General features: G+C 43.2%; 14 protein-coding genes and 5 pseudogenes. 11 read left to right on the top strand and 8 right to left on the bottom strand.

Annotated features, from left to right (window positions below; all coding sequences use genetic code 11):
- The first annotated feature begins 319 nt into the window (after positions 1 to 319).
- The 6 genes and pseudogenes from N5E84_RS18850 to N5E84_RS18825 all read left to right on the top strand — a co-directional run.
- Positions 320 to 730: a hypothetical protein gene (locus N5E84_RS18850; protein WP_019283126.1), complete on the top strand. Its 411-nt coding sequence runs from the start codon at positions 320 to 322 to the stop codon at positions 728 to 730.
- A gap of 31 nt (positions 731 to 761) precedes the next feature.
- Positions 762 to 1,202: pseudogene (locus tag N5E84_RS18845) on the top strand (transposase); the annotation flags it as partial.
- 78 nt (positions 1,203 to 1,280) lie between these two features.
- Complete coding sequence (tnpA, locus tag N5E84_RS18840; RefSeq protein ID WP_081245520.1) at positions 1,281 to 1,601, top strand: IS66 family insertion sequence element accessory protein TnpA; 321 nt, start codon at positions 1,281 to 1,283, stop codon at positions 1,599 to 1,601.
- Positions 1,598 to 1,951 (top strand): IS66 family insertion sequence element accessory protein TnpB, encoded by a 354-nt coding sequence (gene tnpB / locus N5E84_RS18835; protein WP_069212062.1) that lies wholly within the window; start codon positions 1,598 to 1,600, stop codon positions 1,949 to 1,951. The genes tnpA and tnpB overlap by 4 nt, the downstream gene beginning before the upstream one ends.
- Before the next feature lie 59 nt (positions 1,952 to 2,010).
- Positions 2,011 to 3,543 (top strand): IS66-like element ISVa9 family transposase, encoded by a 1,533-nt coding sequence (locus N5E84_RS18830; RefSeq protein ID WP_095661379.1) that lies wholly within the window; start codon positions 2,011 to 2,013, stop codon positions 3,541 to 3,543.
- 30 nt (positions 3,544 to 3,573) lie between these two features.
- Positions 3,574 to 4,350, top strand: a pseudogene (locus tag N5E84_RS18825) (IS256 family transposase); the annotation flags it as partial.
- A gap of 341 nt (positions 4,351 to 4,691) precedes the next feature.
- Here the strand turns inward: N5E84_RS18825 and N5E84_RS18820 are convergent.
- From N5E84_RS18820 to N5E84_RS18805, 4 genes and pseudogenes are all read right to left on the bottom strand, one after another.
- The gene (locus N5E84_RS18820) at positions 4,692 to 4,904 is read right to left on the bottom strand and encodes a hypothetical protein (RefSeq protein ID WP_019283130.1); all 213 of its coding nucleotides are present in this window, start codon (positions 4,902 to 4,904) and stop codon (positions 4,692 to 4,694) included.
- A gap of 226 nt (positions 4,905 to 5,130) precedes the next feature.
- Positions 5,131 to 5,739 (bottom strand): annotated as a pseudogene (gene tnpC, locus N5E84_RS18815) (IS66 family transposase); the annotation flags it as partial.
- Positions 5,740 to 5,753: 14 nt separating this feature from the next.
- Complete coding sequence (locus N5E84_RS18810) at positions 5,754 to 6,923, bottom strand: ISL3-like element ISVa10 family transposase (RefSeq protein ID WP_076611988.1); 1,170 nt, start codon at positions 6,921 to 6,923, stop codon at positions 5,754 to 5,756.
- 211 nt (positions 6,924 to 7,134) lie between these two features.
- Positions 7,135 to 8,102 (bottom strand): annotated as a pseudogene (locus N5E84_RS18805) (IS3 family transposase); the annotation flags it as partial.
- Positions 8,103 to 8,395: 293 nt separating this feature from the next.
- Here N5E84_RS18805 and N5E84_RS18800 point away from each other — a divergent pair.
- On the top strand, positions 8,396 to 9,283 hold the full coding sequence (locus tag N5E84_RS18800) for a LysR family transcriptional regulator (protein WP_069212146.1): 888 nt from the start codon (positions 8,396 to 8,398) through the stop codon (positions 9,281 to 9,283).
- 43 nt (positions 9,284 to 9,326) lie between these two features.
- Here the strand turns inward: N5E84_RS18800 and N5E84_RS18795 are convergent, their stop codons facing one another.
- Positions 9,327 to 12,017, bottom strand: a complete 2,691-nt coding sequence (locus tag N5E84_RS18795; protein ID WP_029189956.1) for a bifunctional acetate--CoA ligase family protein/GNAT family N-acetyltransferase — start codon at positions 12,015 to 12,017, stop codon at positions 9,327 to 9,329.
- A gap of 219 nt (positions 12,018 to 12,236) precedes the next feature.
- Between N5E84_RS18795 and N5E84_RS18790 the strand changes: the two genes are divergently transcribed.
- Complete coding sequence (locus N5E84_RS18790) at positions 12,237 to 12,818, top strand: SPOR domain-containing protein (RefSeq protein ID WP_013867790.1); 582 nt, start codon at positions 12,237 to 12,239, stop codon at positions 12,816 to 12,818.
- 171 nt (positions 12,819 to 12,989) lie between these two features.
- Positions 12,990 to 13,994 carry a D-alanine--D-alanine ligase gene (locus N5E84_RS18785; protein WP_019282713.1) on the top strand — a complete coding sequence of 335 codons (1,005 nt, stop codon included), beginning with the start codon at positions 12,990 to 12,992 and terminating at the stop codon, positions 13,992 to 13,994.
- Here the strand turns inward: N5E84_RS18785 and N5E84_RS18780 are convergent.
- Positions 13,978 to 14,937 (bottom strand): tyrosine-type recombinase/integrase, encoded by a 960-nt coding sequence (locus tag N5E84_RS18780; RefSeq protein WP_069212145.1) that lies wholly within the window; start codon positions 14,935 to 14,937, stop codon positions 13,978 to 13,980. The genes N5E84_RS18785 and N5E84_RS18780 overlap by 17 nt on opposite strands.
- A gap of 102 nt (positions 14,938 to 15,039) precedes the next feature.
- Here N5E84_RS18780 and N5E84_RS18775 point away from each other — a divergent pair, with 102 nt between their 5' ends.
- Together N5E84_RS18775 and yciH are read left to right on the top strand one after the other, a co-directional pair.
- Entirely contained in the window at positions 15,040 to 15,411 is a 372-nt protein-coding gene (locus N5E84_RS18775; protein ID WP_013867787.1) for a DUF3319 domain-containing protein, read from the top strand.
- A gap of 7 nt (positions 15,412 to 15,418) precedes the next feature.
- Entirely contained in the window at positions 15,419 to 15,730 is a 312-nt protein-coding gene (gene yciH / locus N5E84_RS18770) for a stress response translation initiation inhibitor YciH (protein ID WP_019282715.1), read from the top strand.
- Positions 15,731 to 15,999: 269 nt separating this feature from the next.
- Here the strand turns inward: yciH and N5E84_RS18765 are convergent, their stop codons facing one another.
- Together N5E84_RS18765 and N5E84_RS18760 are read right to left on the bottom strand one after the other, a co-directional pair.
- On the bottom strand, positions 16,000 to 16,284 hold the full coding sequence (locus N5E84_RS18765; RefSeq protein ID WP_069212144.1) for a hypothetical protein: 285 nt from the start codon (positions 16,282 to 16,284) through the stop codon (positions 16,000 to 16,002).
- A pseudogene (locus N5E84_RS18760) lies at positions 16,281 to 16,517 on the bottom strand (gcrA cell cycle regulator family protein); the annotation flags it as partial. The gene N5E84_RS18765 and the pseudogene N5E84_RS18760, both read right to left, overlap by 4 nt.
- Positions 16,518 to 16,578 lie beyond the last annotated feature (61 nt).

The raw sequence follows: 16,578 nt of genomic DNA, 5'->3' as shown, positions 1-16,578 counted from the left end.
TACTTCGTTGCTTATAGGCACATAGCGAAAACTTATGAATGCCCGATGACAAAACATGTAGCATTTAGCAAAGGTGGCGGAGGCACATTTCATGGGATTTTATACTACTTTTCAACCTTCATTCTCTTTGCGTTGGTTGTGTTATTAATTCGTGGAACATTTGGCTTGTAGCAACTAACAAAAGCCTCAAGAGTGACTGTCAACGCGTGGCGTTTCTAGTCCTATTGAGCCGAAGTGATTACGGCTGTTGCGTTTGAGTTACGTGTTAATGCGTTGCCAACCCCTTAGGCGGGCGTTAGGCTATTGAGGAGACTTTCTGTTGAAGAATGTAATTACTTTCTTAAGTATTCTGATTTTTCCTTTATTAGTAAACGCAGAAATTGATCTTCACGTTCAAGGCAACTACGAGCGCTATGTTAATGGGCAGCTAGATTCTAATTCTGCTTTTATTGATTTGATCAAGATTGATTTAAACAAATATAGAGTGTCAGGTACATCGTCTTGGATTGGAGATCCCACATCTGGCCTTATAAATGTCGGGGAGATAGGTGGAATTGTGGCCTTAGATGGTAACCAAATACATTATGATATCGATGGTTGTGAGCTTCTAATTAGTCTGGAGTATAATGTATTGGTAGTCAGTGATGACAATGGTTGTGGTGGTCTGAATGTCTCCTTCAACGGACATTATGTAAAGCGAGAGTGTCCTGAATTCTGTGTAACTGTCTAAACTTAAGCCTTAAAGGCTAAGGATGGACAATATGGATAAGAAAGCACTCGAAGCTTTTGCTCGTGAAGCAGCAAAGTCAATTAAGACAGAATCTGATCTTGATGACTTCCGCAAAATGTTAACCAAGGTGACCGTTGAAACGGCGTTAAACGCTGAACTCGATGAGCACCTTGGATATCAAAAACACCAATCTAGAACCAGCTCCAACTCCCGCAATGGCTACTCGGGCAAGTCAATCATCACCGATGATGGAGAAATCGATATCGACGTTCCCCGCGACCGTGAAGCCAGCTTTGAACCTCAACTCGTCCGCAAGCACCAAACTCGATTCCAATCCATGGACGACAAGATATTGAGCTTGTACGCGAAAGGCATGACCACACGTGAAATCGTCGCAACGTTCAAGGAAATGTATGATGCCGATGTCTCGCCAACGCTGATATCAAAAGTAACGGACTCAGTGCTTGAGCGTAAGCGCGTCATAAACCCCACATTCTAATCAATCTCGGCACGCCATAAGATCAAATCTCCAACCTCAAGGAGATTTGAAATGGCAAAAAGACTCTCTCATCAAGAATGGCATACCCTATTCGATCAATACGAATCCAGTCATCTGTCTCAACGCGTGTTCTGTGAACAAAATGGGCTGAGCCTTTCAACCTTCCATGCCAAGCGACAGCAACTAAAGTTCATAGAGCAACCTAAGAGCAGTGGATTCGTTAAAGCTGAAGTCGTTGAAAAAACGACACGCTACCAGATGACTCAAACACCGATTGCCAACATGACACTATTGATTAATGACGTTGAACTCAGCATCCCCCAGGGAACACCTGCCTCGTATCTGGCAGAGTTAATCGGAGCACTGTCATGAAGAGAATGCTGAGTGCCCCTAATGTTTACCTGTATCGGGAGTTCGTGGATTTTAGAAAGTCCATTAATGGTCTGGCGGCGATTATTGAATCTGAAACCGATTTACCGCTCGGAAGCGGTGCGCTGTTCCTGTTTACCAATAAACAACGCGATAAAGTCAAAGTCTTGTACTGGGATAAAACGGGCTTCGCTCTGTGGTACAAACGGCTCGAAAAAGCCAAATTCAAATGGCCCACTCAAGAGAAAAAGCAGGTCTACACCCTGACTCAATTTGACCTAGACAGACTGTTATCTGGCTTCACGATAATCGGCCATAAACCGATAAAAATAGACAACTTTACAATGAGTTGAACCCGATAAAAGTGAGTTATACCAAGCCTTGACGTGGTGTTTTTAGTATAATCAATGCCATGAAAAAGACGCCCGATATTAACCCAGAAAGCCAAGACATCGCCGAGCTTCAAGCTATGGTGAAAGCGTTGATGTCGGAGAAAAAAGAGTGGCAACAAGAGCGCCAATCCTTAATTGAGCAGTTTAAACTGGCCCTTGACCGTCAATTCGCCAAACGCTCGGAAGCGTTAAAGCCGTATAACGAAGCACAGGGTGACCTCTTTAATGAGGCGGAATGTGAAGCGGCGAAATCGGAAGATGAGGTTATCACCACGACGACAATCAAACGTCGTGGTAAACGTCAACCGCTTCCTAAAGACTTGCCACGTGAAATTATCGAGCTTGACCTAGATGAGCACGACAAACAGTGCTCATGCTGCCAACACATTTTGCATAAAATCGGCGAAGACCGCAGTGAAAAGCTTGAGTTCACGCCCGCCGTCCTAAAAGTGTTGGAATATGTTCGCCCGAAATACGCCTGTCGTCAGTGTGAACAAGAGGCTGAAAAAAGCCACATTCACCAACAACCCGCACCGATAAGTATCATCCCCAAAAGCTTCGCTACCGAAAGTCTGCTTGCCAACATTATTTTAGGCAAATATCAGTATGCGCTTCCGCTGTATCGTCAGGAAACCTTGTTCACCCAATCAGGTATCGAGTTATCGAGAACGACCATGGCCAGGTGGGTAATCCAGGTTAGTGAAAAGTTCAAACCGCTTTATCAGGCACTGAAGACTCACTTACTCGAACAAGTGGTGGTTCAGGCCGATGAAACGCCGCTCAATGTGCTCAAGGAAGACAAGCAATGTTATATGTGGTTGTACTGCTCGGGAGCCGACTCCCCTGAAGCTAAACTCCCTGACATGAAAAATATCGTCTTGTTCGACTATCAAAACAGTCGCGCGAGAGTGTGCCCCGTGAACTTCTTGGGTGATTACTCAGGCTATCTGCAAAGTGATGGTTACGCGGCTTATGATGGATTAACCAACGTCACCAATGTCGGTTGCTTCGCTCATGCACGTCGTAAGTTCATGGAAGCGAAGAAGCTTCAGGGCAAAGGTAAAACAGGTAAAGCGGATGTGGCGTTAGCCAAAATCCAAAAGTTGTACGCACTTGAATCTCGATTAAAACTGGCTTCGGTCGAAGAGCGTTGGGCAGAAAGACAAGCGCAGGCTAAACCGATGTTGGATGACTTCTATGACTGGTTAACCACGCAGAAAGTCATCGAATCGAGTCCTCTTGGTAAAGCCATCAAGTACACCTTGGGTCAGTGGCCTAAGCTGATACGCTATGTTGAAGATGGGCATTTATCTATCGACAACAACCGAGCGGAACGCGCAATCAAATCGCTGGTCATTGGCAGAAAAAATTGGTTATTCTCGACGAATCCGCTTGGTGCTGATGCGAGTGCTTTGCTGTATAGCATCATCGAGACGGCGAAAGCGAACGGACTGATACTCTACGATTACATGGTCAAATGTATGAAAGAGCTGGCAAAGTCTGAGCCTGATATCAACTCACTGCTTCCCTGGAACTTCTCACATTCAAATTAAAACGCCCCGTGGGATCATGGGGCGCATACGCTTGAGCAAGTGATTGAATGGCAGTCGCGACCTCTCGACGAAATTTACCCTATCGTCTATCTCGATTGCATCGTGGTTAAGGTGCGTCAAGACAAGCAAGTCATCAACAAAGCGGTCTATCTTGCGTTAGGCGTCAACATGGAAGGCCAAAAAGAGCTGCTCGGCATGTGGCTCTCTGAAACGGAAGGTGCCAAATTCTGGCTTAACGTGCTGACTGAGCTTCAAAACCGTGGGGTAAAAGACATCCTTATCGCTTGCGTTGACGGGCTAAAAGGCTTTCCTGACGCCATCAACACTGCGTTCCCAGAGACGCAAATACAGCTCTGTATCGTCCATATGGTGCGAAACTCGGTCAAGTACGTCCCTTGGAAAGACTATAAAGCGGTGGCGACTGACCTGAAGAAAATCTACCAATCAGCCACAGAAGATGAGGCTTTGCTGGCTCTAGCGCAGTTCTCTGACCGATGGGATAGTAAGTATCCTCAAATCAGTCGCTCTTGGACGGCGCATTGGGACAACCTCAACACCCTGTTTAACTACCCAGAGGATATTCGCCGAGCCATTTACACGACTAACGCCATTGAATCCCTCAACAGCGTTATTAGAAAAGCGATTAAGAAGCGCAAGCTCTTCCCAACGGATGAATCAGCTAGAAAGGTGATCTACCTGGCTATCCGAGATGCTTCCAAGAAATGGACGATGCCGATCAGAAACTGGCGACAAGCTCTAAACCGCTTTATGATTATGTTCGAAGACCGACTCACTCAATACATGTAACCCCGACAGTTACACAGAATTATTTACAGGGTCTGTAAAGCATGAGTAAAATCAATATAGCCTAACAAACGCCCGCCCAATGTATTTGAACTGACGGAGCTTTACTCTTTTTGTATATAATGTTTATATTTGATTGGTTTTTTACTGTTTCATTTGTGGCTTATTCTGTTGATTTAACTTTTCTATCAGAATTACCATTAAATTCTTATCTGGGTAGCTTTTATGTTGGTATACCCTCCATATCATATTTTTTGTTTTTATTTCCAAACATCCAAACTCATTACCCTGACGACGTGGTTAAAGTAATGAGTTTAGTTGGTTTTTTAATTTCTTTTGTTTGTCTATTGTTGTTCTTTTAATTTTTCCCAAAGTGCAACTAGATCAGTTTCTAAGCTTCTATCGGCTAGAGCGAGATCGATGTTCCTTAGTTTTTCTTTCTGAGCTTCTGAAAAGGAATTTAATTGCCTTTCAAGATAAATTGAAAGATATCTGTCAGAAAGTGTATCTATATCTACTGATTTTGAACTGGCAATTTCGTTGATTAGAGCTTTCATTTCCGAAGAGTTTGAGCATTGTTGAATGCGTTGATTTCTTATTGTTATCAGATAATAAAATAGGATTAGAAGATTGCATTGATTTAGCTAACAATTCAAAATCAGTTGTTGCTATTTTGTATGACGATCCAATTACTCCGTTGCCAGCAAAAATATCAAACATTGCTGATGCACCGATAAATATTGATAGAACATTCGTAAGCGCCCCACGATCCCACGGGGCGTTTTAGTGTGAGAAGTTCCAAGGAAGAAGTGAGTTGATATCAGGCTCTGGCTTTGCCAGCTCCCTCATACATTTGACCATGTAATCCTAGAGTATCAGTCCGTTAGCTTTCGCCGTCTCGATGATGCTATACAGCAAAGCACTCGCATCAGCACCAAGCGGATTCGTCGAGAATAACCAATTTTTTCTACCAATAACCAGCGATTTGATTGCGCGTTCCGCTCGGTTGTTGTCGATAGATAAATGCCCATCTTCAACATAGCGTATCAGCTTAGACCACTGACCCAAGGTGTACTTGATGGCTTTATCAAGAGGACTCGATTCGATGACTTTCTGCGTGGTTAACCAGTCATAGAAGTCATCCAACATCGGTTTAGCCTGCGCTTGTCTTTCTGTTCAACGCTCTTCGACCGAAGCCAGTTTTAATCGAGATTCAAGTGCGTACAACTTTTGGATTTTGGATAACGCCACATCCGCTTTACCTGACTTACCTTTGCCCTGAAGCTTTTTCGCCTCCATGAACTTACGGCGTGCGTGAGCGAAGCAATCAACATTGGCCACGTTGGTTAATCCGTCATAAGCCGCGTAACCATCACTTTGTAGATAGCCGGAGGGCTCTTCTCCGCTTAGGTGAGCTTGATATTTGGGTAAAAAGTTGAGTGTGTATCGGGAACCGATGTTTGTCTGATCTTCAATTTGAAATAGTCTGTATCTCTCACCCCTCTTGCCCTTCGTCTGAGTAAGCCAATCGAGACATTACCTGCTTCTACCCGAGCGTTAGTCAGTTTGTATTTTCCGTAGTTACAAATACCCACTTTTCTTTCCAATAAAGCATCGGCAAAATTAATTAAGGAAAGTATTCTGGTCGATTTGGCAAGACGACACCAAGCTTCTAGAGCTGCCACCATTGTTTCGTAATCGGGTTCATCCCATATGGCTTGTAGCTGCTCTTTGAGCATGTAAACAACGCACAAAGTCTTGTTGCTCTCAAGTAAGTCATCAAGTCTGTCAGACTGCCTATCATCCAATTTGTGAGCGTTTTTCAGTAGGAGGAAGAGCGTTCCTTTCAACATTTTTTTTTCGTCGTGAGAGCCATTTCTAAAAGCTTTTGCTCTCTCTTTTTTGATTAAGATGCAGTAGTTCTGCATGACATGAAATCGGTCAAAAACAATATCAGCATTGGGAAGCATTTTCCTGACCGCCGACTGGTAAGACTGGCCCATATCCATTGATACTGCTTTGATTCCTGATTTGGTTTCTTCTGATAGTTGCTCAAAGAAGGAGATCAGAACTTCTGCTTTTCGGCCATGTTCAACCCAAATTAAATGCCCAGAGACGAGGTCATAAACAACCGTCATATAATCGTGTCTCTTGGCTCTGGCAACTTCATCGACGCCAATATGAACCAAGTTATTCAGTTTCTCGGGGTCTAATGCTGGTAGGCTTGAACGCAAGTATTCCCTATCGATATTTTTTACTGTTTCCCAGCGGATTCCTAAATGTTGAGAGACGGCATGTATGCTCATATGGCGACATAACCCACTGATGAACTTGCAAAAGCGAGCGGTATAACGACCACCTTTAGCCACATATTCAGTCTCTTCGATCAACCGTCGTCCTTCTTTGTCTCTAGTTTTAGCCAGCTCAACCTCAATCGTACAAGGTCGCCCACTCACAGGTAAATCTTGAAGACGTCTTTTAACGTAGTGATCGACGGTGCAGGAAGTCCCTGATATTGGCTCTTTGACTTTATACCTACGATCTCGACGACAGCGAACGAGTACGCCTTGGGACATTTCTTCTATTGAACAAGATTCAACACACTGGCCTTTAAAGCTAAATAACGAGGAAGACAAAGACGACAAAATAGACTACTGACTTATTTTTAAAATAAGCATTATAAATCATGTGATTATGATGAATGAGCCTGTGCATACAGACTCATGAAAGCGGAGAAGAGCCGCCGGAGTAATCACCCAAGAAGTTCACGGGGCCTGCTCTCGCGCGACTGTCCCAGCAATTTCCTTCCTACTCATACTTTGTTTTAGATTATAAATAGTTATGAGGTCTCGATAATCTTTTGAGCAGTACTGACTACCTCGATCACTATGAACGATAACCTGCTCAGGGAACCCACGACGGAACAAAGCCATTGATTGATAGTGCGTCACAGACCAGCGTAGCCGTCATTCTGGTATCCATAGACCATCCGATTACTTGTCTTGAGTAAAGGTCAATAATTACTGCCAAGTACAGCCAGCCTTCGCTTGTCGCAACATAGGTGATGTCTCCCGCCCATTTTTCATTCGGAGCCGCTGCGTTAAAGTTCTGAACCAACAAGTTTGGAGCAACAGGCATTTGATGCTTGCTGTCCGTAGTGCACTTAAATTTACGTGCCGCTTTCGGCGTTAAATCTTGACGCTTTATACTGGCCGCAATGGTTTTAACATTGTGGTTATTACCGCTTTCAGACAGTTCTTTTTGGATACGCCTTGAACCATCTCGGCCTTTGCTGTTGTCAAAAGCTTCTTTGACCTTTGTATCAAGCTTTTGACGTATTGCCTCGCGTTGAATGGCCTTATGGCAATGTTTAATCCAGTAATAAAACCCTCTTCGGGATACCCCGAACACCTTAGCCATACGCACAATATTGAAGCACAGCAGGTGTTCGAGCATAAATTCATAGCAATTTACTTTAGATTTTTCGCGAAGTAGGTGGAGGCCTTTTTTACAATTTCTAGCTCTTCGGCTTGCTCAGCCAACTGCCTTTTGAGCTTGGCAACCTCTGCGGCTAGGTCTTGCTCTCGCTGACTCGTGTTGGTGTCTTTCTTCGAGTTCTTCCGCCACCCATAGATTTGAGATTCATGTAAAGAAAGCTGTCTTGCTGCGGCAGCTACTCCGACTTTCTCTGCTAGCTTCAGAGTTTCTGCTTTAAATTCAGGGGAATGTTTAATTCTAGTTTTCTTAGTTGTCATTGTTCACCTCGTTAGTGATTGTACTCACTTAACTCGGTGTCCAAAACTGCTGGGGCGGATCAAGAGATGTCAGAAAATAAGAAATAGACTCACACATTGATAACTTTTCTACCCCTTTTTAAATGAATGTGTCTCAAAGCCAGTATTAAACTGGCTTTGTTATTTCTACGATTTTTGGTTCCAAACCAGTCCCCCTCATCTATTTTCCATCCCGTCAGAGATACCACAACGATGATAAATAAGGCATACTCGTTATTGCATACTCACTGCAATTTCACCAAAGGATGTCCATTTTGCAAAGTCCAATTACCTTAGAAGCGCTTCATATTTTAGATGCGATTGATAGACGAGGCAGCTTTGCTGCGGCGGCAAATGAGCTAAGCCGTGCACCATCATCGCTGAGTTATCAGATCCAAAAATTGGAACAAGATTTAGACATCACTATTTTTGACCGTTCAGGGCATAAAGCGACGTTTACTGAAGCCGGCTTGCTCATTCTTGAGCGGGGTAGAGCCATTTTATCGGCGACAGAAAAATTGGTGAATGACGCAACCTTGTTAGCGAATGGTTGGGAACTGGATTTGACGGTCGCATTTGACGGTATTATCCCTATTCATAATTTTTTCCCAATGGTTGAAGCGTTAGGTAATGTCAGTAAAACACGAATCCGTCTTCAAGAAGAAATTTTAGCGGGGTGTTGGGAGTCACTTTCAACCGATCGAGCCGATTTGCTGATTTGCCCACGTATCGATACGTTACCACAAGATGTAAAAGCAGAAACCATAGGAACTATGTCAATGGTTTGGGTAGCGGCCAGCTCGCATTACGTGCACAAACGAAGCGGTGCATTTGATGAAGAAGCAAGGCAAAAGTATCGAGTGATTGCGATTGCCGATACCGCGCGTGACCAGCCTGCAATGAGCGTGAATATTTTGCAAAAACAACCGCGTCTGACGGTAACTAATTTCAGCGCAAAATGTGCCGCGTTAGTGGAAGGGCTAGGTATTGGCACATTACCGAAACAGATAGCAGAACCATTGATCGCCGCAGGTAAACTGAAAGCAATTAGCGGATCTGAAGAAAAATCGATGCAGATCATTATGGCATGGCGGCGTAATAAAATGGGCGAAGCAAAGTCGTGGTGTGTGCAATACCTCAAGAAAAACTGGGTGCTAAGTTAAAATTTTGGGCGGATCGCAGTGATCAAATCTGATCGCCACGGCTTTATTCTGGTTTATTTAAGATCAAAACCATATCTGCCGTCCCATCTTCGAAATGCACTTCAATCTCAAAACCTAATTTTTGCGCTAGCGTCAACATGCCTCGGTTGGTTGGCATGGTCATGCCGGAAATTTGTAAGGTTCCTTTCAAGCGACAATAGTCGATGATTTTTTGCAGCAAGATTTTACCTAAACCTTTTCCTTTTAAATCCGAACGGATCAAGATGGCGAACTCAGCATCGCTATTCTCAGGGTTAATGAGTGCTCGTGAAACGCCAATAATACTCTCTTGATCATTGGTATGATCCACTGCGACAAAAGCCATTTCTCGATCATAGTCAATTTGAGTAAAATTGGCTAAGGCTTCATGGTTAAACTCGCCGACATCCGAAAAAAAGCGTTTGTACAAATCTTCTTTTGATACGTTACGGATAAACTCTGCATGATGCGGCTCATCTTCGGGCAAGATTGGGCGTAAGGTAATGGCCGAGTTGTCCTTCAGGATCACACTTTCTTCAAACTCACTTGGATAGGGGCGGATAGCTAATCTACTTTGTCCGTCGCCTTGGTAATCTTTTAGGACTAAGTTGGCATCCAATATGGTGAATTGATTGCCATTGGCTAAAACCGGGTGAATATCTAATTCATCTATTTGTGGACATTCAATAATCATCTGCGAGATACGAACTAAAAACTCAGATAACCCATCAATATTCATTGGCTCTGGTAGTTTTTGCAGCCGAATTTTCCCGCTGCGTATTGCTCTGACAATCAGATAACGAGCGAGCGTCATATTCAGTGGGGGGAGTGCGGCGGCGGCATCGATTGATTCATCCCATTCTGAACCACCTTGTCCCAGTAAAATGACCGGGCCAAAGGTTGTATCAGTGATCACTTTGATCCTGAGCTCTTCACCGCCAGCGAGCTTTGCCATTGCCTGAACCAATAACCCATGAACATTAGCGGAAGGATACGAGATCTGCGTGCGATCCAATATCGCTTGTGCTGCGCTTGCCACTTCGTGGCGGTTGCGTAGATTGAGCATCACGCCTTGCACATCTGATTTATGCGTAATATCGGGCGAACGCAATTTCACCACGACTGGGTAACCAATTTGCTCGGCAATATGTACCGCTTCACTGGCATCAGAAGCTATCCAAGTTGGTAATACGTTAAAATTAAAACATTTAAATAGCTTGCCTATTTGGTGTGTATCAAGGTGGCGGGTAGGGTGTATATCCAGTTGCTCCGCTATCCATTGCTGCGCGCTGTGTATTTCTGACACGTGAACGGGTTCTGCGGTCGTCGGCGTTTCCATTAGTTGCTTTTGATTTCGACGGTACTCGACTAAGTGCATGAATGCCACTACTGCACTTTCTGGCGTTCGATAGGTTGGAATGCCCGCTTGGGTAAATATTTGTCTAGCCGGGCGCGCGGTAAGTTCACCTGACCAATTGGTTAGGATGTTAAAACGTTTATGGCGAGGGTGCGCTTTAATCGCGTCGACCACCGCTTGAGCGGTTTGTTCAGACTGCGCAATCGCAGATGGGCTGTGCATAATGAGAATGGCATCGGTTTTATCACTATCTAGCAGCACATTTAGTGTATTAACGTAGCGAGTATGATCCGCATCACCCACCATATCGACCGGATTACTGTGAGACCAACTTTTAGGCAGGCACTGATTTAGTTTTTGATAAGTAGACTCTTCAAGATCGGCAAGCTTTCCGCCTCGATCTAACAAGGTATCGACGGCCATAATAGCTGGCCCGCCACCATTGGTAATAATAGCAAGACGTTCACCTCGTAATGGAACGGAGTGAGTGAGTGTTTCAACAGCGGCAAAGAGTTCATGGGTATTATTCACCCGTAACATACCCGTGCGTTGAATTGCGGAGTCATAAATAATGTCGAGTGTATTGTCTCCACCAGTATGTGCTTGCGCCGCTTTACGTCCAGCAAGCGTTCTTCCTCCTTTTAATACTAAGATTCGCCGGTTACGTGACGCGGCACGCGCTGCCGACATAAAACGGCGAGCATCCTTAATCGTATCAACATAAAGCAAAATGGCTTGGGTGTGTCTATCCGTGCTCAGGCAATCAAGCAAGTCAGAGAAATCGATGTCGCTGGCATTACCAAGAGAAATAAATGCTGAAAATCCGATTTCTTTGTCATTTGCCCAATCTAAAATCGTGGTACAAACCGCTGCAGATTGTGAAATAAAGGCAATGTTACCTTTTAAGGCTGTGACAGGAGAAAACGAAGCGTTGAAATTTAACCAAGGTAGGATCAGCCCTAAGCTATTGGGGCCCAAAATGCGCATTCCTGCCGATTTTGCAATTCTAGAACATTGGGCTTGGATTTCGACTCCTTGAGCATCTTCAGTATACATATCAGATGAAAGTACGATGACGGAGCTGATGCCTTTATCTGCCAATTGCTTAAATAAGGTGACGTTGCGTGTTGCGTGCGTGCATAAAATCGCAATATCAGGGACGATAGGCAGAGATGCGATACTTTTGTAGGCCAATACGCCACAGACGGATGGATAATAAGGCGTGACAGGCATAATCGCACCATCGAAGCCTCCTTGAAGTAGGTTCTTCATCACGATATTGCCAGCACGAAGCGAGCGTACTGATGCACCAACAACCGCGATCGATTTTGGTTTCAGGAATGGATTTAAATTGTTCATGTTGATGAACCTTTCACTCACAAATTACCGTTAGCTTAGCGAACAAATGCTATCCTTGTTCACTATATTGGTTTGATTGTGATCATTACGTCGTGAAACAACTGCGACTTTGTGCCATAAATCACAGTACAAGGGTATATAATCACAAAGCGAGCTTGATTCTGAGCGTCGCTATCGGCATGATTTATAGTAATTTCTACTTAAGGCGTTGAACAATTCATGAAAAAAATCACAATTGTCGGTTTATCAGTGCTTCTGGCTGCCTGTGCATCTGATACATACATTACCGATGTCACCTCTGAAAGCCATCGTGAAGAGTACAAAGTTGCTCCGGTTCAGCAACCAGTAGTCGCTCAAGAAGGCATGGCTACTGGAATTTCTGAGAGCAATGTCGAAACGAATGTGGTGAAGATGTCTCCTAACGATACAGAGAAAAAAGTCGTTAAGATGAGCCCTCAAAGCAAAGCCGCAGTAGCGCTCATTCCACCGACAGCTAAACAGACGGCAATGAATCCGCGTTTTGGCTACACCATTCAGGTCGTTGCTGTTGGATCACAGAATAAAGTTGATCAGTTTGCCAGTAAACTGCCCAATTCTGACGGCCAACCTATTTGGGAAAATTATAAAGTAGTGAATGGAACCAAGTGGTACACCGTACTTTATGGTGACTACGCAACTCGAGCCGATGCTGTTGAAGCAATTAAAACACTGCCAACCGAGTTTCAAGCAATGAAACCTTTTGCCAAAAGTATTGATACCATCAAAAATTCGGAATTTCCGACACTCAATAAGTTGAACTGATTCTGGATTTTATCGCGAATAAATGATCAAAGGGGCTTATGCCCCTTTATTGCTTATAACTTAGCCTGTTACAACAGTAAAAAGGTTTTCCTTGGCTAAAACCGTGTAACTTCACACTGAATTGATTATCATGCTTTATAGTTTATTCGTCAGCAGCATGGACAGATTTTAATGACTCAAACAACAATTCTATTATTATGTGGTGGCGGTTCGTCAGAACATGAAGTTTCACTTGTGTCAGCCAACTATTTACAAGCACAACTTGAAAAAACAGAAGGTTTTCAAGTTATTCGCGTCGAAATGCGACCCGATGGTTGGTACAGTGAAAAGGGCGATCTGAGTTTCTTAGATACGAATGCTGCAACATTGAATACCAATGGTGTCGCCGTCAATATCGATTTTGTGGTTCCTTGCATTCATGGTTATCCAGGGGAAACGGGCGACATTCAATCGATGCTCGAGCTGGCTGGCATCCCATATTTAGGTTGTGGTCCAGAAGCCAGTGCTAACAGCTTTAATAAAATTACATCTAAGCTTTGGTACGATGCGCTGGGTATTCCTAATACACCTTATCTTTTTCTTTCAGAAAATAATGCACAAGCGCATCAGCAGTGTAAGCAAGCTCTGGAAAAATGGGGAAGTGTGTTTATTAAAGCGGCGAGGCAAGGTTCATCTGTTGGTTGTTACAAAGTCACCGAGGTTTCCCAGCTCAACAGCGCAATCGATGCGGCTTTTAGCTACTCGGAACAAGTTCTGGTTGAAAAAGCAGTGAAACCTAGGGAATTAGAAGTTGCCGCTTATCAGCTTGATGGTGTTTTATATCTTTCTAAGCCGGGTGAGATCATCGCACCAGAAGACGCATTTTATACTTATGAAGAAAAATACAGTGCGACTAGCCATTCGATGACTGAAGTACAAGCTCAGAATTTAACTAGAGATCAATTAGAAATAATAAGTGATTGTGCTGCTAGGGTTTTTACCCACATGAAGCTTAGGCACCTTGCACGTATTGATTTCTTTTTAACCCCAGAAGGAAACATTTATCTTAATGAAGTTAACACCTTCCCAGGCATGACTCCCATTTCAATGTTTCCTAAAATGTTAGAGCATAATGGGCATAGGTTTCATGGATTTCTAGCCAATTGCGTGACAACGTCACTCAATCAAAAGGTTTAATGACCTTAAATTTCATCTGTTCACTTTCTGCAATGTCGAGCTTACCAATGTATTGAGCTGGCATTGCAGGGCTTAACCATCGTCCAAATTGCTGAATATCTTGAGTTTTATAACCTTGTTTAGCCAGTTCTTGAGCCGCACCAACACGGGTTGATTGGCCTGAAAACCTCAATTCAAATATGCCTAAACGTTGCCCTGCATGACGTAAGATACGGAAAATAGACGCATCATTTAAAGATCTATTTGAAATATTGCCATGGCGATCGATTGAACAAAATACAATGTTCGACTCTTTATTGAGTAATTGTAGCCACTTTTTAAGTGCAAGAGAGGCCGATTCAGAAAGATAATAATCGACATTTCCCACGATGATCTTCATTTGCCCATCCACAGTTAAGGCTTGGCCTATACTTAGTTTTTTAAGCTCACTTCGTTTCAAAGCACACTCAAACATCACATAATAGATGGCAAGATCGCGGATATCCTTTTTGTGAGATGAATGAATAAGTTGTATATCTAGTGCTAATAAATGTTTTTTCGTTAACGGTGTCGCTTGCTTAGCATCATCACCTTTCTCTCCTTTAAGACGAAACAAAGAAAGTTGAGTGAGTCGGTTTTGCGTGGGGTCTTTCATCGAAAGTAGGTGATGGATGATACCAATGGTGACCATGTAACGCCTGATAGTCGCGTATTTTCTCACACGAGCTTCCGTTTCGATAAATTGCCTAACAGCTGTTGTTGAGCCAGGAAGAGGAGTAACACATCTTATTTTGCAAAATGTAACAAAATGATTCCAATCTTTAGCCATGGCCAAAGCGGAGTTCTTCGAATATTGCCAATGTGTCAAATGTTGAAATTGTTCAAAGCAAACTGTGTCGGAAAATTCGGTAACCTTTTGTTTTAAAATCATAGGATCTGTGATGAGAGGGATGTTTTTTTTCATCTTGATGCACTATAACAATATGGTTTATCGATAAATATACTTGATAACGGTGAAGATACAATTATTATTTAACTAACCTATAATTAAAAAGACCAATAACATATGGCTATAGCGACGTATCGAGGATTTACCCTTACATCTGCGCCTAACTCTACAGATATATGGCAAGTTAAGATCAAAAACCATGTTTTGACTGGTAACCTTGCGGCAGTTAAAAAAAGCATAGACTGGTGGTGTGATACTGCCTCTATCATTGATCCTAGAGAGTTCAGTGCGGTAGGTAAGAAGAGAGAAGCTCCAAATGGTAAACAAGAGCAATTTGGCGGCTTTACACTGAAGAATGACACAGGTGAGCTCAATGGGTGGTATTGCTTTTTCAATGGTCGCTTAATCAAAGGTTCAAAAGTAGCTATTCAAAAACATATCGAAGCTTATTTGCTTGCAAAACAGAAAGCAGAACAATTAAAGAAGTAAATGATTTATGACACTTGTATATTCTACGGATTTAGGCCGTATCAAAGCTGAGCCTGAAATTATAGAACGCCCTAAAGGAGATGGAGTGGTTAGAATCCATCGTCAAACAAAAGGGCGAAAAGGGAAAGGCGTGAGTATCGTGACCGGCTTGGATTTAGATGATACTGCACTAAAGCTATTCGCGGCAGAACTCAAGAAAAGTTGTGGGTGTGGTGGCTCAGTAAAAGATGGTGAAATAGAGATCCAGGGTGATGCTCGAGATAAAATTAAAGCTTATTTAGAAAAGAAAGGTTTCAGAGTTAAACTAGCCGGAAATTAACGTATTAATAACTAGAATGAAATCTTCGATTATCAGACTAGTTATTAGGTATTTTATGGTAAATACTGATTATGTTTAATGGCCACATCCCTAGAAAGCGTACAAAGGCGTGGCGCTTTCATTTTGTCATTGTTTATTTAACATAAGATATATAATACGCACTTTATTAACTTAATTATTGTCGTGGATTAGAAACCGTTAATGGCTACGTGCAGCGCAGCGCTGTGTTTCACACCACAGCATCCACGCTTGCACTGTCGCCATTTTCGCTAATTACCTATGCGTATCTCAGGGCCGCAATCAAATGCGCCTACAATGGTTGCGTGTCCACGTAGGTCTAAATCATCTCGCATTTTAACAGCCTGTTGGTACTTCTTAAATCTCATCGCCATGTCGGGATAAATGATCCAACGCTTAGCCAGCATGTGAGCCGTTTCCCTAAAATTCCATAAGAAGTCATCTTGTATTGGACTGTAGATAATCCAACCTAATAACTTAGCACCGGTTGGAATTTCAGAGCGGAGTTTGATATCTGTTAAATTCGGCTCTTTCATCGTTTATACCCCTGTAATAATGCGCCAGTTACCACACCTGAGCGTCGGTTAAAGTGAATTTCTAATGCTGTCAGTAAGTCGGCCAAGTGCATGGCCATCATCGGTGTAGATGGTCCTGTCTTGTCGTAAAAAATGACGACCGAGTCTTGGATGCGGTTCGTTGATGTTGGACATTCTTGCTCAAGCACAGAGACACGTTGCACCATGTCATAAGGTAATGATTTGCGTGGTATAATTGCCGAAAGACCTGCAGACGCTGAGCATCGAAAAGAGCCTGGCCACTGGGAAATTGAT

The organism is Vibrio sp. J502, assembly GCF_025397955.1.
Lineage (GTDB): Bacteria > Pseudomonadota > Gammaproteobacteria > Enterobacterales > Vibrionaceae > Vibrio > Vibrio anguillarum.
Note: the sequence above shows the minus strand (reverse complement) of the source record. Positions and strands in the feature narration are given on the sequence as shown.